Origin of the sequence: Enterococcus eurekensis (assembly GCF_042654605.1) — a bacterium.
Classification (GTDB): domain Bacteria; phylum Bacillota; class Bacilli; order Lactobacillales; family Enterococcaceae; genus Enterococcus_I; species Enterococcus_I eurekensis.
In genome coordinates this window covers 80,480-103,010 of sequence record NZ_JBHSGT010000013.1, presented here as the reverse complement: position 1 = coordinate 103,010, position 22,531 = coordinate 80,480, and the positions used below count along the sequence as shown (strand labels likewise).

The window sequence follows — 22,531 nt, the reverse complement described above, 5'->3', positions numbered from 1 at the left end:
AATTCGAAAGGAATAGTTTATGATTCAATCAAAGAAGCAAACAAGATGGATGCTGGGGTTATTCCTGATTTATTTTGTGGTGATTATTTGGGTGATTATTTTTAAAATGAGTTTCTCAATTCATGAATTAACACAACTACGTTCCATTAATCTGATCCCCTATGGTGACTCTGCCATCGTGAATCAACAAGTTGATTTTTCAGAAATCTATATGAATATTTTAGCTTTCGTGCCGTTTGGTATTTACTTAGCGATGCTAAAGCCAAATAGCGCGATAGTTAAATTAGTCGCAATTGTGGGCTTCACGAGTTTATCAATTGAAGTTATTCAATATCTTTTTACGATTGGAGCTAGCGATATCACCGATTTAATTGGTAATACTTTTGGAGGCTTGTTAGGGATCTTGTTCGATCGCGTATCAGTTAAAATCTTAAAAAGTCGACAAAAAACCAATAAAATCTTTAATATTTTAGCCACGATTGCAACTGCTAGCTTTTTAATTCTAGTAGCGTTAATCTTTATGGCAAATTAAATAAAACAGCTGTCGAGGAAATCAGACGATTTTCGACAGCTGTTTTTCTATTAGGTTAAGCTTGCAATTGTTTCATCAAATTCTTGTTTAACCGCGGCTAGTTTTTCTGGATTTTCTAGTAGTTCAAGAATCGTTAACGACAGTCCTTGAGCAGCTTTGATTAAGCCGTTTTTACCATCTGGAGAAATCGTTGCGTTAGCCATTTCTTTTGTGTGGGCACCGACTTCTGGTCCACAAATTTTGATAAAGCCTTGAATCGTCGGGCATTTGTAACTTACGGCACCAACGTCGGTTGAACCGGTAGCGACTTCATCAACTGGGTGAATATCGGTTAAGCCTAGTTCTTCATATTTTTCAGTTAAGATATCAGCCAATAAGTAGTTGATAACAGTATCATCGTAAGGACATTCATAAATAGATGATTTAAACGTTACACCATTGGCTAGTGCAACACCTTCAACTGCTGTCATGGCTTTTTCAGTAATTTCTTTTGCGTAAGCCATTGTAGGTGCGCGGAAGTAATACTCTAGTGAAGCGTAGCCTGGAATAACGTTAGCCGCTTCGCCACCATCTTTAATCACACCATGAATATAAGTGTGTGGATTAACAAATTGACGAATTAAATTGATTTGTAAGTAGCTCATCACGGCTGCATCAAGTGCAGAAGCGCCAGCTTGTGGGTTACAACCATGAGCGTTTTTACCGAAGAATTCAAATTTAATTGGATTCAAGGCGCTTGAACGACCGCCAACACCGTTATGGCTACCAGGATGTACCATCAAAGCAACGTCGACATCATCAAAGACACCAGCGTCAGACATGCTGACTTTCCCACCAAAGTTTTCTTCTGCAGGGGTTCCAACTACAAGTAACTTCCCACCAAATTGATCAATAATTTTTTTAACCGCTTCACCAGTCGCGATTCCGATTCCAGCAATTAAGTTATGACCACAACCATGACCGACTTCTGGTAGGGCATCAAATTCGCACATTACGGCAATTGTTGGCCCAGGTTTACCAGTATCGTATTCACCGATAAATCCAGTTGGAACAACATAACCGGAAGTTGTTTTAAAGCCTGCATGATCTAAGTAATCTACGAGTAAGGCCATCGTTTCAAATTCTTCATTCCCAATTTCAGGATTGTCATACATGATTTGAACTAAATTCATATAAGCATCAATATTATTTTCAACAGATTGTAAAAGGGTATCTTTCGCTGTAAGAGTCATTTTAAAACCATCCTATTCTTCGATTGCATCGACTGCAAGTTTTGTATATTCAGCACGCCATTTTTCTAAATTACCATTTTCAAGATTTTCTTTGATTACTTTGTTTGCGACTTCAATCAAAGCTTTGTTGTCACGTCCTTTTGGAAAACCAATAACGTTAGTTGCGTATTTTTGTTCAGGATCAAGGTCAAAAGTTTCTTGCGGTAAAATTTCTAAATCTGGGAATGTTGCAAGCATTGGGATAACATGTGAAGTAGAAACAGTAATTGCATCTACGTCACCAGAGTTTAACGCTAAGATTGCGGCATCCATTGTACCAAATTGTTTGATCTTTTTCTCATCAGTAACCGTTGTTGCAAGTTCATATTGGATTGAACCGGCTTGTGCACCGACCTGAAGTTTAGCTTCTTTAATTTCATCTAACGAAGTATATTTTTTAGCAGTTTCTTTCGTCATTAATAAACCTTGGAAACCATCGGCAGCTTCTTGTTGATAGCCATCTGAAAATTCCATCACTTGGCCACGTTCATCGGTTCCTACGAAAGCAGCAATTCCAAGATCGACACTACCGGTTTGAATATTGGCTAAGACACCGTTAAAGTCAGTCGGTTTGATTTCAAGTTCCACACCAATTTCATCGGCAATTGCTTGAATTAAAGCGACATCGCTTCCTACTATTTCTTTTTTACCGTCTTTTAAAATATAAAATTCAGCAGGTGGGAAGTCAGGTGACGTTGCCATCACAATTTTTCCAGCTTCTTTAATTTTACTTAATTGATCGGTTCCAGCATCTGATTTTGAACCATCTGTTGTGTCATTTGTCAAGCCGCCACCACACGCTGCTAAGACTGTCATTGTTAATAGGCCAACCACGGCTAGTTTAAATTTATTTTTCATTTTATTTTCCTCCAATTTGTTGTACTAAAAAGTAATTTGATCTAAAAATTCTTTGGTACGTTGTTCTTTCGGATGATCAAAGAGTTCTTCTGGGGTTCCTTCTTCAACGATAACCCCTTTATCAATAAAGAAGACACGGGAAGCAATTTTTTTAGCAAAGTTCATTTCATGTGTCACGATAACAGTTGTTAAATGACTTTTGGCTAAATCTTGAATAACGAGTAATACTTCTTTAACCATTTCAGGATCAAGGGCTGAAGTCGGTTCATCAAACAACATAACTTCCGGTTCCATCGCTAGTGCGCGAGCAATAGCGACCCTTTGCTTTTGACCACCAGATAATTTGCTTGGATAAACATCTTTTTTATCGAGTAATCCGACTTTTTTCAAAAGTTCTTCGGCAATTTTTGTTGCGGCTTCTTTGGATAATTTTTTTAATTTCATCGGTGCTAAAATAATATTTTCTAAAACCGTCATATTTGGGAATAAATTAAAGTGTTGGAAAACCATTCCGATTTGCTGACGAATCAAATCAATGTCACTTTCTTTTAAGTCTTTATCGGTTAATGAATTTTCTTTAAAGAAGACTTCACCACCAGTTGGTTGTTCCATCAAGTTTAAACAACGAAGAAATGTTGATTTACCTGAACCAGAGGGACCAATCACAGCTAAAATCTCACCTTTTTTAATTTCAGTGGAGATTCCTTTTAAAACTTCTAAGTCTCCGTAACTTTTTTGTAGATTAACTGTTTTAATCATAAATACTTAACCTCTTTTCTAACTGTTTCATTAAGGCTGTTAAAGTGAATGTCAGGAAGAAATAAATGATTGCGACAATGATTAGTGGTTCAAAGATAGAATAAGTCGATGCTTTAACGATATTCGTTGTATACATGACATCAAAGATTCCAACAACCGATACAATAGAAGATTCTTTAATCATTGCGATAAATTCATTACCTAAACCTGGTAAAATCACTCGAATCGCTTGAGGGATAATAACCGAACGCATTGTTTGGCGACGACTTAATCCAAGTGAGCGACCGGCTTCCATTTGCCCTTTATCAATGGCATCTAAGCCACCACGTAATAACTCGCAGATATAAGCACCTGAGTTAATGGATAAGGCCACGACGGCAGTTAAAAATTCTCGCGAGCCGTATGTATCACCTAAGAAGGTTAAAGCGGGAAGGGTCACACCAATTAGCGGTAAGCCATATAACCAAATATATAATTGAATGAGTATGGGTGTTCCGCGAATGACTTGCGTATACACAGCCGCAATTCCTTTAAAGAAACGATTTGGTGATTGTTGGAGTAGTGTGGCTAGCAATCCGATAATTGAACCAAAAAAGACGGTCATTAACGATAGAACAATCGTAACAATTGTGCCATCAATGAAAGTGGGAATCCATTTTGTCATTTTTCCAAAATCAACAACAATCCCCACAAGATGAAAATAATCCATTTGAAGACTCCTTTCGAAAATATTCATTATTTTGTTCTTTCTATGAATATTATTTACGTTTTGTTAGTATATAATGTATAATAATTCATTTTAAAAGGGAAAGCAAGCATATTTATTTATTATTTTGAAAGAAATATTCAATGTTCGGATTTTATGAAAGAAAGGGATTTCATGACAAAATAGGAAAAATACGATACTCTATCTATAGAATATAAAAATTAGGAGGTAAGCAAATGAGTCTAACAAGTACGTATACATTAAATGATGGGAATAAAATTCCAGTTGTCGGATTTGGTACGTGGCGAACGCCAGATGGAGAAATTGCAAAGCATGCTGTATTAAAAGCGTTAGAAGCCGGTTATCGCCATATTGATACGGCGGCCGCTTACCATAACGAGGGATCTGTTGGGGTAGCGATTGCTGAAAGTGGGATTGCACGCGAAGAATTATACATTACAACCAAGTTAGCTAATCCTGTTGGTACATATGAAGGTGCGGTTCAAGCAATTGATGAATCACTGAGAGCACTTGATACAGAGTATATTGATTTATATTTAATTCATTGGCCGACACCAATTACTTACCGTGAGTACTGGGAAAAACGCAATGCCGATTGTTGGCAAGCGATGGAAGAGGCAGTTGTCGCGGGAAAAATTAAAAGTATTGGGGTTTCAAATTTCTTACCTCACCATTTAGAGAAACTATTTGAAACGGCAACAATTCAGCCAGCCGTCAATCAAATTTATTTAAATCCCAGTGATCAACAGGTGGAACTTGTAGCCTTTAATAAAGCAAATGATATTTTAAGTGAAGCCTATAGCCCACTAGGTACGGGGAATATTTTAGAAATTAAAGAATTACAAAGTTTAGCGGAAAGTCATCATAAATCGATTGCGCAAATTGTTTTGCGTTGGAGTTTACAAAAAGGCTTCTTACCATTACCGAAATCAGTGACAGATAGTCGAATTGTTGAAAATAGTTTACTATTTGATTTTGAATTGTCCGAAGCAGAAATGACGCAGATTGATCAATTGCAAGGAGCAGCTGCAAGCGCACTAAATCCAGATGAAGTCAGTTTCTAAAGATTTTGAAAAACTTGAACCCCTAATGAAAAGGTTCAAGTTTTTTTCTTGCTCAATTACTAAATAAGTCGTATTCTTTTTACTAGTATTTTTTTGTTAGGAGCGGAATTTTAGATGAATTTATATCAATCGCTACAAATATCCCCATTCGAACTAAAAAGTCGAGTGAAAGAGGGAACGACGAAAAAAATAAAAAAACTACTATATAATGGTCTTATTTTTACGCTCAGTATTAATGCTTTTATTTTCTGTACTATTTATTTTCGGTAGTACAAATGTTTTTGAGCAAAAACAAAGTAGCTCAGCTGTGGTCTTATTATGCTTATTACTTAGTTTACGTGCCGTTGACTTTGGTTATAACGTTAAGGAAAGTATCGTAGGTTTAGATCTTGTTTTTACCATTCTTTTAATTGTGCTGCAAATTGTCGGCTAGTTATCACCTGTGATTGCTTTTATGCTACATTTTGCATCATTAGTTTCCATTTTTTATATAACAAGTTACGATTGAAATTATGGTAACCCGATTTTGTATAGTTTTTCTTACATGTTTTTAGTTGGAATAGTCAACCTTGGAGTACTTTGGGTTCACGGACCACCTTAATGGTTACGGTGTATCTTTTATTTGCGTTCATTTATTATAAAAAACATCGTAATAAACATGTGGATCATACATTTAAGTCACGTATGCTCGGTGAAAAGTTTTTGAATGAGAATAATCGCTTCTTATTATTTTTAGCGTTTGGTATGAGCTTGTTTTTCTTAGTGATGCATTTATTCTCATTGGAAAGATTTATGTGGGCGGGATTTGCGTGCTCTTCCTTGCTAGCAGGCAATCATCAACAATTAAAAGAACGTTCGATTGCTCGATTGCTTGGAGCGATTAGTGGCTCCGTCTTGTTTTTAGTGGTGATGCGCTATTTGCCAAGTGATTATTGGCTATTTGTCGGTCCAGCTGCTGGATTTTTCCTAGGATTTTCAACAAATTATCGTAATCAAACAATGATTAATTGTTTTGGAGCCTTATTGCTAGCTCAAGGAATCTATGGGTTAGAACCGGCTGTTTCTTTACGAGTACTATTGAACATGTTTGGTATACTCTTCGGTGTGACCTATCTTTTAGGAATGAAAAAATCTTCCAGTATATCAATATAAAAAAATTCGAGTAAGTTAATTAGCTATTTTTTAAGTCGTTTTCGTTAGGAAAACGACTTTTTCAGTGTTTATAAATCAATTGAAAAGGCTAAGAAGTACAAAAAAATAGTTTGAAAAATGGTATTTTCTATCGGTATGGTATAATTAGACTGAAAGTAGAGGAGGTTTTGACGATGAACAATCTATTTGTACAGTCGATTGAGTCGACTTTTAAAGGTGCTTATCAGGCAGTTACCCGTTTCTTTATGTCAAGTTTTGGAGCATTTGTCTTTATGCTAATAACATTGTTCCGAATTCAAAGTACAGATTCAATCCAAAATGCGAATCGAATCTTTTTCGATAGTTTACAATGGTCGGCAGCGTTAATTGCAATCGTCGGATTGGCATCGGTTACTTATGTTCGTAGTCGAAATAATCAGTCGAGGAACCTGCTGATTGCTAATAGTCTCACCGCAGTCAGTGGTGTAGTGGCATTTTTACTGCTCTATTTTTTAGGAGGAACAAAAGTAACCTCCGATAGTTATTATCGCTATCCCGGATTAACCAATTTAGCTCAGGCACGGATGGCCATTGTCATTGGAGTTGTTTTTATTGCTTTTATTTTATTTGCAGCCAAGCCATGGATTAATAGATATGTTGCTCGTACGATTTTTATGACTGAAAAATCGGTTATCATCTCTGGCATTTATGGCTTCGTTCTACTGGCAGGAACGGCCGCAGTCGCAGGAGCCATTCAAGGACTGCTTTACCCGGCTATGAGTTTTAAAGTGTATCAGCATTTATCAACAATGATTGGCTTTATCGCATTTATGTTATTTTTAGGTTACTTACCGGATTTTTCTAAAGGTGAAGAAGATCAAATACGGCGAGAAAGAGAAGAACAGCCTGGTTTTATCCAATTGTTATTTTCTTATATTATTGTACCGATTACGTTGTCGTTAACCGTCGTCTTGTTACTATGGACCGTCCGAATTATTTTCCAAGGAGTCGGTGAGAATTTCTTGCGTTTGTCAGGCATTGCCACTACGTATACGGTTGTCGGTATATGGCTACATATCATGGTTCAAGAAGCCGATAACGCACTAGCTAAGTTTTATATGAAAGTCTATCCAATGGCGACCTTAATCATTTTAGCCTTTGAAGGTTGGGCGATTTTTAATCAACTAAGAAATTATAGTATGCAAACAACCGAATACTATTTTGTTATTGTTTGGATTGTTGCTATAATCGCTATGATTTTATTAGTTATGAAAATGCAAAAGAGCTATGCGATTGTTTTAGCAATGACGATGTTTAGTATGATTTTTACGGTCTTACCAATTGTCGGCTATCAGAGTTTACCAATCATGTTACAAACCAATCGTTTAGAAAAATTATTAACGCAAGCCGATATGTTCGATGGCGCAAAAATTATTCCAAGTAGCTCGGAGCTTGCAAGAATCGAACGAGAAAAAATTACGGTGGCGGCCACCTTCTTATCTAGGCAGGATCAAGAAAAAGTACCGAAATGGTTAAAAATCGGTGCTTATGACGATCAATCATTTAAAGAAGTTATGGGCTTTGATCCAATCTTCCCAAGGCAAGATGATACGCCGCCAACACCACCAGGTCAGCAAGTCAAACGAACGATCTTAAGAAGAGATAATCAGGCCTTTTCGATCAGTCCGTTTGATTGGCAAGTACCTTTGGTCTATAGTGAAAGCACGAAAGAACAGGTGGGTACATTTAAAGGTGCGCAAGGTGAATTCAAAATTAAATGGCAGCAAGATGATGCGACTAAAAAACCACCTACGATAGAAGTGACACTGGATGAGCGTGAAATTTTAAAAGAATCACTAGCAACATTTACCAATCAATTGATGGATAAATATCCACCAACAGTTGAATCCAGTGAAAAAGGTGAAGCACTAGGAGTTTCCGATTTGCAATTCAATTTTGAAAGTCCAGAAATTAAAGGTTCTGTGATGTTCAGTTATATAGAAATAATGGTGGATGAAAATACCGATGAAACCACCTATTGGACTGAAATTGAAGGAATTTATGTTAGTGAGGCAACACCATAAAAAAAGAGTCGGTGAAGTGATCAGCACTTTTCCGACTCTTTTTTGTATAGTTTTTGTATAGAATGAAGATATGAGATTTTAGAATTAACCCTCATATCAAAACGCTCAAAAGAATAACTTCTGATTGAAACGGTATTTTTTGAGCTGCTACTCGGAGATAAGAGTTCATTAGGATAAAATCACAGCCCAATTTTCTATAATGCTCGCTTATCTCTCGTATCAAAACGTTCAAAAGAATAACCTCTTATTGAAAATGATTCTCTTTTTCAAGTTATATCTTATCGTTGATGTTGGTGCTATGGTAGGTATATGGATAAGTGATTATTCGTGAGAGGAGTGGGAATCATGGAAAAAATTAAAGGAAACACACAATTTTTAAGTACTGCCAGTTGTATCTTATTTTTGGTGATAGGATTAATTATGGATTTGGGGTTTGGCTGGCCGCATAGTTGGGTACTTTTTGTCCTTTCAGTTACAACGGGTGGATTAGAAATTGCTTGGAATGGCTTGAAAGAGCTATTTGAAGACAAACATTTTAATGTCGATTTATTGATGATCTTAGCTGCACAGTCAGTGCAGGTTTAATTGGTGATTGGCGTGAAGGCGCGTTATTGATTTTTATTTTTAGTTTGAGTCATTTGTTAGAAGAATTCACAACCGAAAAAAGTGCGCGTGAAATTAATCGCTTGCTAGATAGACAACCCAAAAAAGCCCGTAAGATTTTGGCTTCGGGCGAATATCAGTTAGTTGAGACGAGTGAGCTCGTTCTAGGTGATCGGGTCGCAATTTTTAAAGGGGAAAATATTCCAATCGATGGCATTATTTTAGAAGGCGCGTCGGAAATTGATGAATCCGTCATTAATGGTGAGAGTGTTCCACGTTTAAAACAACCAACAGATGAAGTTTTTGGCGGAACGTTAAATTTAGGTGATGCTCTGGAAATCGAAGTCAATCGTGAACAATCAGAGACGGTGATTGCTAAAATTATTGCACTGGTTGAAGAGGCACAAAACAGTCAAACGAAGACTGAAAGTTTTATTCAACGAATTGAAAATCGTTATGTCATGATTATTGTCTTCGGTGTTCCTTTAGCTATTTTATTGTTCCATTTTGGTTTTGATTGGACTTGGACTGAAAGTATTTATCGTGGTGTTAACTTACTAGTTGTTGCTAGTCCATGTGCTTTGGTTGCAAGTTCAACGCCAGCTTTACTAAGCGCAATCAGCAATGGTGCGCGCCATGGAATGTTGTTTAAAGGTGGAACCTATCTCGAAGCATTAGCTGAAATGAAAAGTATTGCTTTTGATAAAACAGGAACATTAACCAAAGGAGAATTTACCGTCACCGATACCTATTGGGCGAGTGATGAAAATGAAATTATTCCTTTTGTTTTAGGTTTAGAAGAAAAAAGTACACACCCGCTCGCTCAGGGAATTGTGAATCATTGGAAAAATGATTATACGAGTCAATCGCTAGAAACCCAAGAAATTACGGCCATGGGGATTCAAAGTAATTACAATGGGGATACTTATTACATTGGTAAAAAACGAGGGGCTGACTTGGATCCAGAAGCGTTACTCGATTGGAAGAAACAAGGAAAAACCGTTATTTATGTTGAGAAGAATCATCAATTTATCGGTGGTATCGCCTTACTGGATACATTGAATAATAATGCTAAGGAAGCGGTGCAATATTTTAATCGACAAGGGATTCATACAGTAATGTTAACTGGCGATAACTGCTACACAGCGGAAACAATTGCGAAAGAAGCAGAAATTTCCGAGGTTTTCAGTGAATTATTGCCGGCTGAAAAAGTTGAACATGTCAAAAAACAAAAAGAAATTTATGGTAAAAATGCCATGGTGGGTGACGGAGTGAATGATGCGCCCGCACTTGCGACCGCGACCATTGGGATTAGTATGGGTGAGGGAACCGATGTTGCGATGGAAGTTTCGGATGTGGTAATTATGGAAAATAACTTATCCAAACTTGTTTATACTCACCGTCTTTCAAAGAAAATGAAACGAGTTATCAAGCAAAATATTCTATTTAGTGTCACAGTCATTGTGACGTTAATTATTTTGAATTTAATGCAGAAATTAACGATTCCATTAGCAGTAATTGGTCATGAAGGTAGTACGATTCTGGTTATTTTAAACGGGTTACGGTTATTAAAAGAAGAAAAATAAATGTGCAGTTTAACAAATGAATAAGTGGTACTTGGTTTAATCGGTGGAAATATTTCTGCCGATTTTTTTGTATTGCGTTAACGAAAAATGATTTAAGAGTAGCTAAATTTTAGAAAAAACCTTTGACAAATGAATAAGTAATCATCTATAATGAAGATAACAAATGAACGGATATTCATATATTCATTGTGGAGGGATTAGTATGTTACCAGAATCTGAGCATCAACAATCAATTACTAAAGAAGAACAAAAACATCATAATTGCAGTCATCAACACGAACATGAACACGGACAGGTTGCATCCAGTTGTGGGCACAACCATAACCATGGCAAATCTCCAGTCATATTATATTTGATTGGCTTAGTTGTCTATTTAATGGCGCTTTTTTTACCAACAAGCATTTTTATTACAAATCTTTTAATGTTGATATCAATGGTTACAGCTGGCTACCATGTTATTTTAGAAGGAATTGGTGAAACGATTGCGGATAGCCTGCGTTTAAAAAAGCTTTGGCCAAACGTCCATGTTTTAATGACGTTAGCTGCAATTGGGGCCGCAATTATTGGCGATTATGATGAAGGGGCGTTGCTCATTTTAATTTTTGCTGGTGCGCATTTCTTAGAAGATTACGCTGAAAATCGTAGTAAACGTGAAATTACTTCTTTATTGAAGATGAACCCAACGCAAGCGCGTTTGATGAAAGAAAATGGCGAAGTGACTTTGGTTGCTGTTGAAACATTGGAAATTGGTGATCAATTACAAATTTTACCAGGCGATCAAATTCCAACAGATGGTGTAATCGTAACCGGAGGCAGTTTGCTAAATGAATCTTCTATTAATGGTGAAAGTATGCCAGTAGAAAAATTGGTTGGTGACGAAGTCTATGGCAGTACGATTAATGGTAATGGCACATTGACAATGAAGGTGACCAAAGATTCAACAGAAACCGTCTTTGCTAAAATACTCTCATTGGTTGATCAATCCCAACGTAACTTATCACCAACTGCGACAAAAATTAAAAAGATTGAACCATTATATGTTAATAGCGTATTAGCCTTGGTCCCGCTCTTTATCTTAGCAGGTGTTTTCCTCTTTGATTGGGGATGGTATATAAGTTTTTATCGCGGCATGGTTTTAATGATTTCGGCTTCACCATGTGCATTGGCAGCCAGTGCGATTCCTGCAACATTATCTGGTATTTCGAATTTAGCTAAAAGAGGTGTCTTGTTTAAAGGCGGTACGTATTTAGCGAATTTAGCAGAAATTAAAGCCGTTGCCTTTGATAAAACGGGAACGTTAACCCAAGGCAATCCTTCCGTGACGGATGTTTATTTTGTCGATAGAGAAAGAACAGAAGAATGGATTCAAATGATTGTTTCAATGGAAAAAAGTGCTAACCATCCACTGGCAAAAGCAATTTTAAGTCATTTTAAAGATGTTAAGCCGATGGAAATTGATGTTCATAATGAAATTGGTAAAGGGCTCGTCGCAACGGTTAAAAATAATCATTACCAAATTGGTAAAAAAGATTTCTTTTCAAATGTGTCCCAAGATCTTTTAGCACAAGCAGATCAACTAATGAGCAAAGGAAAAAATGTTGTTTTTTTTAGTGAAAATGAAATTGTAGTGGGTTATCTTGCGATGATGGATTTACCACAAGAAAATGCCAAAGATGTGATTGACTATTTACATCAGCAAGAAATTCAAACCGTCATGATTACTGGTGATGCACAATCAACAGGTGAGGCAGTCGCTAAATTACTAGGCATCGATGAAGTTAAGGGCAATGTTTTACCGGAAAATAAATATAAAATTATTGAAGAATTGCAACAAAAATATGGGAAGACGACCATGATTGGGGATGGTATTAATGATGCGCCTGCTTTAGTGAAAGCCGATATTGGCTTTGCGATGGGCGACGGTACAGATGTTGCAATAGATGTGGCTGACGCTGTTATTATGAAAAACGACCTAACCCGTTTGAAAACAGCGCATCAAGTGTCTAAGAAGTTAGATCGAGTCGTGATGCAAAATATTGTTTTTTCAATGTTGATTGTCGCATTACTTGTCGGATTAAATTTCTTCGGTAAAATTGACATTGGTATCGGTGTTCTTGCCCATGAAGGAAGTACAATCGTCGTTTTATTAAATGGGCTAAGATTGCTAGTGCCGGTTAAGGAATGACACCAAAAAGATAATTAAATGGAGTAAAATCCTAAAAATTAGAATTTTAAGTCTAATTTTTAGGATTTTTTTATTATTTTTATTTTATAAAAATAACGAGATTTATCGAGAGGTCAAATTCCAATATACATAGACATGAATAATGATTTAATAATTAATGTTTTTTAATTCAGATATACTTTTTATATAAAAACCTTCTGTTTTTTTGTTCGATATAGAACGAATTTATTCAAAAGGAACAAAAAAGGCGAGGTATTATTTAAAAGGACCAAAAGTGAGCAAGATGCTTGTTTTTTTAGAAAAAAGTGATATTATCAATCTTGCTATAGAAGAAGTGAGTAACTTGAAACAGATTTTCGAGAAATTAATGGGTGACAAAACACCCAATGTCTATGAAATAGACTCGTTATTTTTCGATAAGAAACGTAAGAAATAAACGGGTTCTATAGACCAAAAAAAAAGGAGGATTATATATGTTATCAAAAGACATGAATAATCAAGAAAATCAAAAGAAACAAAATGGAAACCGTCGCTATTCAATTTTATTACTAGCCCTGTTATTTATCGGAATGGCAACTTACGGAACGTATGCTTATTTTACAGACAGCACATCAGTTAATGGGAATATTAAATTAGAGACAGGTACAGTTAAATTTTCTGATATTACGGAATCCAATTGGGAGTATCAAAAAAATGGAAATGAGAAAATTAGTTCTACTGAAGTTGAAGATTTTGATTTTCAAAATGTTCAACCTGGTGATTCTTTTATAAAAACAGTACAGGTTGAATATACAGGTACATTGGATGGGATTGTGACAGTAAAACAGTTTACTAATGAGAAACTTAAGAAAGGTCTACAGTATACAGTTTTAGTAGATGGTAAAGGTATAGAACCTAATGAAACAATCCGTGTCGGAAAAGATAAATCATTCAATGTAACTTTAGAAGTAACAATACCTTTACTTAAAGAAGTTGAAGAAAAACCTACTGCAGAACGACAAAATATGGAGTTTAATCTAGATGAACTTGCTGAAGCAGTGACATTCTCTGTTGAACAAACTGGACTATAATAATAACGATAATTATAAAGGAGAATCACTAAGATGAAGAGATACCGAGTATATGTGTCACTACTTCTATTAGTGACTCTCTTTTTTCTTATCTATCCCTTTCAAACAACCTATGCTTATTTCACAGATCACACGTCAGTTAATGGTAATATTAGTTTGAAGACAGGAACGTTGTCATTAGCTGATATCGCAGCGAGCAGTTTAACGTTTAAAACAGAAACAAAGTTGCCAGTAACAACTGTTGTTAAAAATACGGGTAGCTTAGATGGGAAGTTAACGGTCAAAGAAATAAGTGCCATTCAAGATGGTAAATCAGTTAACTATAAAGAATATTTTGATGTGAACGTCACTTTTGATGATTCTAATATTACTGCTTCATCAATCCGAAACATGACGGTAATAGTAACTAAGAAAAAAGATTGGGCGAAAGAAAAACTGATAGAATTAGCTATCCCAGTTCGAATTAGTCAAACGAATGTAGTAGGGGATCAATCGGGGTTTATCGATCAGAAAATTTATCGTATAACTTTGACAAATAATAGTGTGACAACGCCAGAATGGCCAGAATTTAAAGAAAATGGCTATATTGCGCAACCTTTATATCGAAGTGTTGTAGATGGAAAATTGACAACTGTTATGCCCGGTGTTGTTTATTTAAAATACACAGGGAAGTATATAGATGAATTTAAAGAAGAAGTCAAAAAACAAGCTAATGGAATGAACTACACGATTTCAGAATTAACACACATTGCTAATCAAGGCTTTAAAATAGTACTCACTCACCGAGAAGGAACGTTAGGCCAGATTGAGGACAAGCATTTTTCTATTATTCAATTTCATATATCGGGAGTTAGTAATCGAATTAACTTTCACTGGGGGACGCCACCATTTTCTTTTCCGTTAATACTTAGTAAAGATTTTAAACAAATTGGGCATGGTGACGATCCAGAGATAAAAGATAATTTTATTATTAATGAAAGAGAAGAAATACCTTTTGTCCCTTTTACAAGTTGGGAACCAGCGTCAGAAATTCGAAATAAACGGCTTTCTGAAGTTGAAAAAGAGTACTTCAAGAAAAATATTAAATTAGAAGCGACCAATCCAGATAAATTGAATGTACATTATACTAAAGACTATTCTGCAATGGTATTAGAAGCGAAAACAAATGGAGATTTAGGATATATTGAATTACGTGATAATAATACCAAAAAAGTCGTTTTTAGACGAAAAGTAAAAAATCTAGTCCAGAGTCTAGATAACCAAAAGATAAATAATGCGATTGAATCGAGTGTCGCTCAGGAAACAACATCTACTAGTCAATCGATAAGCGATGTTGATTTCTTCTCAGAGTCAGTCGAAATGTCGAAAAGCGAGTCCGGAATAACAACGGACACTCAAGAGACTGAAACAACAGAATCATATGAAACTAGTAGTGAAATTAGTTTCATACAGGAATCGTTTTCTGATATTGAAGAGGGCTCGTCTGAAGAGAGTCAGATTGTTTCTTCCTCAGAAATGATGTCTGAAGTCGGTTCAACGAATGAAAACTTGTTTGGAGAAATAAAATGAAAAAAATTATACCGATAATTTTAAATAGCCTTGCGACCGTTTTTGTAGCGGTCATTTTATTGTTCGCTTTTTTGAATTTTTCATCTGCGCCTGAAAAAAAAGGACTTTTTGGTTATAAAGGATTTATTGTCCTAAGTGATAGTATGGTACCGGAATTTGAAGCAGGTGATTATATTATCGATCAAGTAGTCCCTTTTGAAGAACTATCTGTGGGGGATGTTGCTTCTTATATGGATGATAAAAATGTCTTGGTAACGCATCGTGTCCATGAAAAAACAGCAGAGGGACTTTTATTAAAAGGGGACGGCAATGATTTTGTCGATGCAACCGTAGTTACCGAACAAAATTATATTGGAAAACACAAATATACAGTTCACAAATTAGGTCTATTAATGATAAAATTAGGACAACCGATTGTCTTAGTTGTCATCAGTCTTTTATTTGGTATTTATTTACTCTATCATTTCTTTAAGAAAAGCTAGAATAACTAAGTAAATCAACCGATAGGACTAAGATAAGAATCTTAGAACGATGGGTGTTGATTTGTAAATTGACAAAGCGTAAAAAGAGTATTTGTATCTTAGCAATTTTTTGTTTGTTCCTAGTCATTTTTTATGAAATGAAGGACAAAATGAATCAACGAAATCGTGACAATAAATATTATCTATCAACCGTCTTTCGACTAGATGAAAGCATTGATCGCTATATGGAAGGTGTCTATGAAGAAATCATTATTGAGCAGGCACTCTCCAAGGAAGATTTTCTAGAAAAAATTAAAAATGAATTAGAACGAAGCAACGAGCCCACACGAATTACTTTAAAAGATGTTACGAACTATCCAGATGAAATCAATCAAAGTGATGGAGAATTTTCAGAAGTGACTTTTAGTAATTCTGGGACGAATCACCGTCTAATGTATACACATCGTTTCGATCTAAAACCTGAAGAGTCATTATCTGAAGCCCCTTTCGTTGTGATATCAGATGGAAAATTAGGCTTGGTTTCGAATGTCTTAGAATTCAATGTCCGCCTGGTGACATCGAATCCACCTGAACAATGGATTAATTATTTACCATCATTTGTAGAGAAAATTAAAGAGGCAAATGGTTTTCATCAATCAGAAACAGTTGTGCATATTCTTTCAGAACGAAACGAGTATATTTATAATTCTAAGTATCCAGAGGCGTTAACAACAATTGTTGAAAGTCATATTGCAAAAAAGTAATGGAGTAATCAATGATAAAATTAATAAAAAAAGTAATGAGCCTTCTAGGTTTATTATTTGTTGTTTTTGTGCTGTTCATCGCCGTGTTAAATTATTTTTCAAATCCGGTCAAACGTTCACTGTTTGGCTATCGAGGCTATACGGTGATTAGTGGAAGTATGGAACCGACTCTCTCTCTTGGAGACTATATTATTACCAAAGAACATGATTTTGATCACTTAAAAGAGGGCGATGTGATTTCATTTGAAAATGGTCAAACGATCGTTACTCATCGAATTGAAAAAACACTCCCTGACGGGCGCCTTATCACTCGTGGAGATGCCAATCGGATTGACGATCAATTAGCTGTTGGTGAGGATGAATATATTGGGCAAATGCGTTTTCGAATTCCCTATCTAGGAAAAATTATGATTTGGCTACAAGAACCAATTATTTTCGGAATTGTAATGGCGTTGATTGCTACCCGATTATTGATAGCAATTTTTTTCTACTCTGAGAAAGAGAGTCGGGAAACGAATACGCATTAATTGTTTGAATCAAAAATAAGATAGTAACAATTCTAGAAAAAGCACGGTATCAAACCATTTTTAGTGGTTGATACCGTGCTTTTTGATAGGAATTATTTTTCTTGTTCTTTTTGAATAGCAGTTACGCCACCTTCAATTACGGTCGCTTTAAGACCTTTATTTTTTAAAAACGATGCAGCAGTTGTGGCACTATTTCCTGATCCACAAAGGGTAAAAATTTCTTTTTTAGTATCCAATTGATTGTATTCATTCGCTAAATCATTAAGTGATATGGCTACTAAATTTTTTGTTGGAGCAGGCTTTGTAACGGACGCTTGATCGCGAACATCCAATAAAATGTAATCTGTTTCATTCGTAAGAAAGTCGTGTGCCGATATAGTTTCGGTTTTTACTAGTAGTTCGGCTGGAATTTCAGTAACTAATAAGTAGCCGTCAACTTGATGAGAAGATGGATTATTAGTTTGTTGTTCAAGTAGTTGTATCACTTCTTTATCTTCGTTTTCTAAGATGAAAATAAGTGGTCGTTGTGAATCGAGTAATGGAGGCGCTACTTTTTTAAATTTAGCATAAGGAATATTTATCGCGCCTTTAATTGAACCAGACTGATAATCATGTTGCAACCGCGTATCGATAATTTGTTGCGTTTGAACATCTTGAATTGTTAATTTTTTCAACAGAATCACTCCTTAGAAATTATAGGTTAGTCTCAGTATACAACAAATTTTAATATTTTGACAAAAAGCTATTGTAGAAACTAATCTTGTTATTCAAAGGTTAATAAGTAATAAGGTTAAATCTTCTTCCTAATATAACTTTCCGTTAAGAAAAGAAATATGTTTGATAAAACAAAGACAATAAAATATCTTTTAGTGATAGGATAGGTATAAAGAGTCGCAATAAGTATGGATATAACGTCCTCCAATTCCAAGTAACGAAAAGCAAAAGAATCCTTAAAGCATTACGTGGTGGGGTGGAAAGAAAGTAAAAGGAGGAATATCAAATGACCCAAAAATATGATCCACAGTTAGTTAAAAAAATTCAAGAAAAACAATATAAGGAAATTAAACGTGGCGTAGAAGTGATTGTTAAACCCATCCCAGATTCGGATATTAAAGGAGCGATGGATCCAAGGCTTTATCGTTCTATGAAAAAAGTACATTTTTTAATGAAATGGATACCAAAAAGCCTAATGAAAATCGATATGGGACCTAAAACTATCCAGCGTTTGCGTAAAATGTTTAACAGTGTTGATAGTACACCAATGGTGAATGAAACAATCGAGGAAGTTCATCAAACCGTTCAAGCGTCGGATGGTTATGTGATTCCGATTACAATCTTTAAAAGTCAAAAGACAATACCGAATGCGCCAATTTTATACTTTATTCATGGGGGCGGTTTTTTGGCTGGTCGTACAGAAGTTGTAGCCGAAGCGCTTAGACTGTTTGTAGCTAATACTGGAATGATTGCTGTCGGTGTCGATTATCGTCTAGCGCCAGAAAACCCTTATCCAGTAGGACATACTGATTGTTTTACCGTATTGAAATGGCTCGGATTAAATGCAAAGTCATTTGGAGGAGATAGTCAAAATATTTTTGTCGGAGGCGACAGTGCGGGCGGTAATTTGACGCTTTATTGTAGCAATCAAGACATTGAAGAAGGAACGAATCTTATTCGAGGTCAAATTTTGCTCTATCCAACGGTTAATATGGGTGGGATTAAGGATAAATACACGACCTTTACTATGGATGATATTGACATGTATGAAAAACATGAAGCACTCATTCGCCCATCAATTGAAATGTTTAGTCAAGCGCAAGAGATGTTTGAAAAGATTTTAGGAACGAACGATATCATGAATAAAGATTTAACACCATATGTTGAGGTCAGTGAAAAATCGCCTGTAACGATGATTAGTTCAGGAGAACACGATTTTTTAACAATTGAAAGTCTAGCCTACGCTAAAAAACTTAAAGACCATGGTGTAGATGTGACCTTCACTTATTATTGTGGGCTTGGACATGCATACATTGACAATATTGGTAACTATCCGCAAGCAGAGGATTGTATGATTGATATTGCCAATTTTATTCGGCGAAATAAAGTCTAGTTCATTCATTAGATTAAAAGGATGAAGTGGCCCTTATTAGTCTAAGCCTGACATAGAAAAATTTTACGAATTATGAAGTCATTTCTTCAATCTTTTTGAAGAATATTCAATTCTCATAAAGCCCTTCGTTGTTAATTATTTTCAAGCTTGTTATAATGAAGTGATATTAAAAGCAATGTTTGCTCTGAAAAGGGTAAGCAATTGGGGGAGAAAAAGAATGAGAAACATTAAATTAACAATTGAGTACGATGGCCGACGTTATTTAGGATGGCAACGTTTAGGGGATTCAGAGAAAACAATTCAAGGAAAAATCGAAGGCGTTTTAGAACAAATTCTTGGCGAAAAAATTGAAATTATTGGATCAGGTCGTACCGATTCAGGGGCACATGCACGTGGACAAGTTGCGAACTTTAAGACGGCAAGCAACATGGATTTAACTGAAATGCAGAACTTATTAAATCGCTATCTACCGCGTGATATTATTATCAAAAAAATCGAAGAAGTGCACGAACGTTTCCACGCTCGCTACAATGCAGAAGGCAAAAAATATAGCTACTATATTTGGAACGAGGTTATCCCATCAGCTTTTGAAGGCTACCATACGTACTACTATCCGGAACAATTAGACATGGATAAAGTCAATGCTGCTTGTCAACGACTAGTTGGAACGTATGATTTTATTGGTTTTTCTTCTTTGAAAAAATCGAAAAAATCAACGGTTCGTACAGTTAAAGAAATCTCTGTGGAACGTGAAGGTAGTATTTTACATTTCACTTTTGTCGGTGATGGTTTCTTATACAACATGGTTCGAATTATGATGGGAACGATTTTAGAAATTGCAGCTGGTAAATTGCCTATTGAAACCATTGATGAAGTTTTTGCGAAAAAAATTCGTGCGAATGCCGGAGTGACGGCGCCAGCACTAGGACTATTCTTAGACGAAGTTTATTATCCGGAAAATAACTAAGCGAGAGCTCAACAGTCTCCGCAAGCATAGTAAAGTAGGAGAGATAGGGTGAGATGCAATCGACATAAGGCTATTGAAGTCTATCGACAATCTGTTTTTGAAGGCAGTTTAATTTGTACGACGAATGAGTTACTCTTGCGTTTTGTTACAAAGTTGCGTTCTGATTTACCGAAAAAAACCGCTCAATATCGTGTTGGAAATCTTTCACCGGGATATATGGATTATACTTACTTTGCTTTTTATGATGAATATTTGAGAAGTCAGCAATTACGCTTTGGGATTGTGTTAAATCACCATCAAATGCAATTTGAACTGTGGTTGATGGCACAAAATACGGAACGACAAGTTTTTTACTGGGAGAAGCTAAAAGAGCCAGAGTGGAATCGGGAAAAAGTAGCGATGCCTCGTTATACCGTTTTGGATACCGTGATTGAAGCCAATCCATATTTTTCTGATTTAGACAAATTAGCCGACAGTATTTTAGAAAAATATTATTAGAAGTAGAAAGAATCTATCCTTTTTTAGGTTAGGTTCTTTTTTGTGTGCTAGACACTAGAAAGTCGCTGTGTCAGAATAAAGAGAAAAGAAAGCGATGATTGAATGGGACTTGTAGTAGAAATTCAACGATTTGAAAAGATTTATCCACAATTGGTTAATCCAGAGACATTGCATGTTTTTAATGGCCAAGAGATGATGCAAGTCGTTCAAGAAAATAACTTGTTGTCAAAGAGTCTTAAAGCGTCATTTAATGAGGCGATGTGTACGCGTGCGACAAGTTATCCAATTTTTGATGAAGCATTTCAAGAATTACGCGCCAAAGGTCATCAATCGACGAGTGACCAATATCAAGAGATTGTCATTGAACATTTACGACCACTCTTTGAAAAATCTTTTGCAACGATTGTTTTATGGTTTGGCGAAGATGTTTTTTGCCAGCTGAATTTATTAACTTTATTGGCTTTTTTAGAACAAGAAAAATTAAAAATCCCGGTTCATGTGGTTACCTTTGATGAACCAACTTACGAAAAAATGACACTACATTCTGTAATATTAGATGGCTTTCAAGCAACCTATTGCCGTGTTTTAATTGAAAAAAGCCCAGCGAATACGTGTCATTTTCCAATATTGGACGAGGCAATCGAATCGTATCTTGCGCTGCAACAAAAAGACAATCCGTTCACACGCTTTATTCAAGTAAACCAGGCACTGGAAGTAGAGGCGTTAGTCAGTAAACTAATGGTGAAATTTCCACAATATGGTTATGGGGATATTCAATACGAGGAATTGATTCAAGAAGTAAAAAATAGCGCTAAGGACAATTAAATTGTTCCTAGCGCTATTTTTTTACCATTCGCGAGCTTCGTAGTCGAGGTCTCTAAACAAACGATCTTTTTCTTTTTTTGATAAGTAACGCCATTGCCCCATTGGTAAATTACCTAATTCAATATTCATAATCCGTATCCGTTGTAAGCGATAAACTTCGTAACCGAAGACTTCACACATTCGACGAATTTGGCGGTTTAAACCTTGCGTTAAAATAATTTTAAAATCATATTTTGACAATTGTTCAATCTCACAAGGCAAGGTTTTTGTACCTAAAATCCGGACGCCTTCAGACATCCCTTTAATGAATTCGGGTGTAATTGGTCGATCAACGGAAACAATGTATTCTTTTTCATGACGGCCTTCTGAACGTAAAATTTCATTCACGATATCTCCATCGTTGGTCATTAAAATTAAGCCTTCAGAGTCTTTGTCTAAGCGTCCAACGTTAAAAACACGCGGTGTGTGATTAACCAGATCTGCAAGATTTCCTTTGACACCTTTTTCAGTTGTACTTGTGATTCCAACTGGTTTGTGAAGCGCAATATAGACGTTATTTCGGGCAACGTATAGTTGATTCCCATCAACGCGGACATCATCGCCGGGATTTACTTGACTACCAATTTTAGCTTTTTTTCCATTAATCATCACGCGGCCTTCTTCGATTAACTTATCGGCCCCACGTCTTGAAGCGCGTCCCGCCTCGCTGATGAATTTATTTAGTCGCATCTGGACACTTCCTTTATAAGAGAATTCTTCACTCCTAACTATACTGAAAAAGGCGTGGAAAGCAAGAAAGATTCTCGTTTTCTCATGCTAGTATCCAAGGTGTAAGGCGATAATAATAAAATTTAAGAAAAACAAACGACACCAATCGTTGAATTTTTTGATTCACCAAAGCAATTTTGTTGGTGAAAGTCGAACGTTTAAGTAAAATGATAAT

Annotated in this window: 23 protein-coding genes; 17 read left to right on the top strand and 6 right to left on the bottom strand. The window is 35.8% G+C overall.

Annotation, left to right across the window (positions count from 1 at the left end; all coding sequences use genetic code 11):
• The first annotated feature begins 19 nt into the window (after positions 1-19).
• Positions 20-532, top strand: a complete 513-nt coding sequence (locus ACFO3L_RS01610; protein ID WP_379963181.1) for a VanZ family protein — start codon at positions 20-22, stop codon at positions 530-532.
• Between the two features lie 50 nt (positions 533-582).
• Here ACFO3L_RS01610 and ACFO3L_RS01605 read toward each other — a convergent pair whose 3' ends face one another.
• Genes ACFO3L_RS01605 through ACFO3L_RS01590 form a run of 4 tightly spaced genes read right to left on the bottom strand, consistent with a single transcriptional unit; the run spans position 583 to position 4,129 of the window.
• A complete protein-coding gene (locus tag ACFO3L_RS01605) occupies positions 583-1,764 on the bottom strand; it encodes a M20 family metallopeptidase (protein ID WP_379963179.1) in 1,182 nt (393 codons plus the stop codon).
• A gap of 12 nt (positions 1,765-1,776) precedes the next feature.
• Positions 1,777-2,661, bottom strand: a complete 885-nt coding sequence (locus ACFO3L_RS01600) for a transporter substrate-binding domain-containing protein (RefSeq protein ID WP_379963177.1) — start codon at positions 2,659-2,661, stop codon at positions 1,777-1,779.
• A 24-nt stretch (positions 2,662-2,685) separates the two neighbouring features.
• Positions 2,686-3,420, bottom strand: coding sequence for an amino acid ABC transporter ATP-binding protein (locus ACFO3L_RS01595; protein WP_379963175.1), 735 nt, complete (start codon positions 3,418-3,420; stop codon positions 2,686-2,688).
• Positions 3,413-4,129, bottom strand: coding sequence for an amino acid ABC transporter permease (locus ACFO3L_RS01590; RefSeq protein ID WP_379963173.1), 717 nt, complete (start codon positions 4,127-4,129; stop codon positions 3,413-3,415). The genes ACFO3L_RS01595 and ACFO3L_RS01590 overlap by 8 nt, the downstream gene beginning before the upstream one ends.
• 233 nt (positions 4,130-4,362) lie before the next feature.
• Between ACFO3L_RS01590 and ACFO3L_RS01585 the strand changes: the two genes are divergently transcribed.
• The 12 genes from ACFO3L_RS01585 to ACFO3L_RS01530 all read left to right on the top strand — a co-directional run bounded on the left by ACFO3L_RS01585 (position 4,363) and on the right by ACFO3L_RS01530 (position 17,191).
• Positions 4,363-5,211 (top strand): aldo/keto reductase, encoded by an 849-nt coding sequence (locus ACFO3L_RS01585; RefSeq protein ID WP_379963171.1) that lies wholly within the window; start codon positions 4,363-4,365, stop codon positions 5,209-5,211.
• A gap of 208 nt (positions 5,212-5,419) precedes the next feature.
• Positions 5,420-5,644: a hypothetical protein gene (locus tag ACFO3L_RS01580; RefSeq protein WP_379963169.1), complete on the top strand. Its 225-nt coding sequence runs from the start codon at positions 5,420-5,422 to the stop codon at positions 5,642-5,644.
• 269 nt (positions 5,645-5,913) lie between these two features.
• Positions 5,914-6,363 carry an FUSC family protein gene (locus ACFO3L_RS01575; protein ID WP_379963167.1) on the top strand — a complete coding sequence of 150 codons (450 nt, stop codon included), beginning with the start codon at positions 5,914-5,916 and terminating at the stop codon, positions 6,361-6,363.
• Between the two features lie 173 nt (positions 6,364-6,536).
• On the top strand, positions 6,537-8,426 hold the full coding sequence (locus ACFO3L_RS01570) for a hypothetical protein (RefSeq protein WP_379963165.1): 1,890 nt from the start codon (positions 6,537-6,539) through the stop codon (positions 8,424-8,426).
• Positions 8,427-8,771: 345 nt separating this feature from the next.
• Complete coding sequence (locus ACFO3L_RS01565) at positions 8,772-9,011, top strand: hypothetical protein (protein ID WP_379963163.1); 240 nt, start codon at positions 8,772-8,774, stop codon at positions 9,009-9,011.
• Between the two features lie 26 nt (positions 9,012-9,037).
• The gene (locus ACFO3L_RS01560) at positions 9,038-10,615 is read left to right on the top strand and encodes a heavy metal translocating P-type ATPase (protein WP_379963161.1); all 1,578 of its coding nucleotides are present in this window, start codon (positions 9,038-9,040) and stop codon (positions 10,613-10,615) included.
• A 202-nt stretch (positions 10,616-10,817) separates the two neighbouring features.
• Positions 10,818-12,800, top strand: coding sequence for a heavy metal translocating P-type ATPase (locus ACFO3L_RS01555; RefSeq protein ID WP_379963159.1), 1,983 nt, complete (start codon positions 10,818-10,820; stop codon positions 12,798-12,800).
• 473 nt (positions 12,801-13,273) lie between these two features.
• A complete protein-coding gene (locus ACFO3L_RS01550) occupies positions 13,274-13,870 on the top strand; it encodes a SipW-dependent-type signal peptide-containing protein (protein ID WP_379963157.1) in 597 nt (198 codons plus the stop codon).
• Between the two features lie 33 nt (positions 13,871-13,903).
• Complete coding sequence (locus tag ACFO3L_RS01545; protein ID WP_379963155.1) at positions 13,904-15,439, top strand: hypothetical protein; 1,536 nt, start codon at positions 13,904-13,906, stop codon at positions 15,437-15,439.
• Complete coding sequence (locus ACFO3L_RS01540) at positions 15,436-15,921, top strand: signal peptidase I (protein WP_379963153.1); 486 nt, start codon at positions 15,436-15,438, stop codon at positions 15,919-15,921. Before ACFO3L_RS01545 ends, ACFO3L_RS01540 begins: the two co-directional genes overlap by 4 nt.
• Before the next feature lie 149 nt (positions 15,922-16,070).
• Entirely contained in the window at positions 16,071-16,664 is a 594-nt protein-coding gene (locus ACFO3L_RS01535) for a hypothetical protein (RefSeq protein WP_379963151.1), read from the top strand.
• A gap of 11 nt (positions 16,665-16,675) precedes the next feature.
• The gene (locus tag ACFO3L_RS01530; RefSeq protein WP_379963149.1) at positions 16,676-17,191 is read left to right on the top strand and encodes a signal peptidase I; all 516 of its coding nucleotides are present in this window, start codon (positions 16,676-16,678) and stop codon (positions 17,189-17,191) included.
• Positions 17,192-17,283: 92 nt separating this feature from the next.
• Here ACFO3L_RS01530 and ACFO3L_RS01525 read toward each other — a convergent pair whose 3' ends face one another.
• On the bottom strand, positions 17,284-17,865 hold the full coding sequence (locus ACFO3L_RS01525; RefSeq protein ID WP_379963147.1) for a rhodanese-like domain-containing protein: 582 nt from the start codon (positions 17,863-17,865) through the stop codon (positions 17,284-17,286).
• Between the two features lie 326 nt (positions 17,866-18,191).
• Here ACFO3L_RS01525 and ACFO3L_RS01520 point away from each other — a divergent pair, with 326 nt between their 5' ends.
• From ACFO3L_RS01520 to ACFO3L_RS01505, 4 genes are all read left to right on the top strand, one after another.
• Positions 18,192-19,298, top strand: coding sequence for an alpha/beta hydrolase (locus tag ACFO3L_RS01520; protein WP_379963145.1), 1,107 nt, complete (start codon positions 18,192-18,194; stop codon positions 19,296-19,298).
• 217 nt (positions 19,299-19,515) lie between these two features.
• A complete protein-coding gene (truA, locus tag ACFO3L_RS01515; RefSeq protein ID WP_379963143.1) occupies positions 19,516-20,265 on the top strand; it encodes a tRNA pseudouridine(38-40) synthase TruA in 750 nt (249 codons plus the stop codon).
• A 48-nt stretch (positions 20,266-20,313) separates the two neighbouring features.
• A complete protein-coding gene (locus ACFO3L_RS01510) occupies positions 20,314-20,763 on the top strand; it encodes a DUF7000 family protein (RefSeq protein WP_379963141.1) in 450 nt (149 codons plus the stop codon).
• A 102-nt stretch (positions 20,764-20,865) separates the two neighbouring features.
• Positions 20,866-21,588 carry a hypothetical protein gene (locus ACFO3L_RS01505; RefSeq protein WP_379963139.1) on the top strand — a complete coding sequence of 241 codons (723 nt, stop codon included), beginning with the start codon at positions 20,866-20,868 and terminating at the stop codon, positions 21,586-21,588.
• Between the two features lie 21 nt (positions 21,589-21,609).
• Here ACFO3L_RS01505 and rluF read toward each other — a convergent pair whose 3' ends face one another.
• Entirely contained in the window at positions 21,610-22,317 is a 708-nt protein-coding gene (gene rluF / locus ACFO3L_RS01500) for a 23S rRNA pseudouridine(2604) synthase RluF (protein ID WP_379963137.1), read from the bottom strand.
• Positions 22,318-22,531 lie beyond the last annotated feature (214 nt).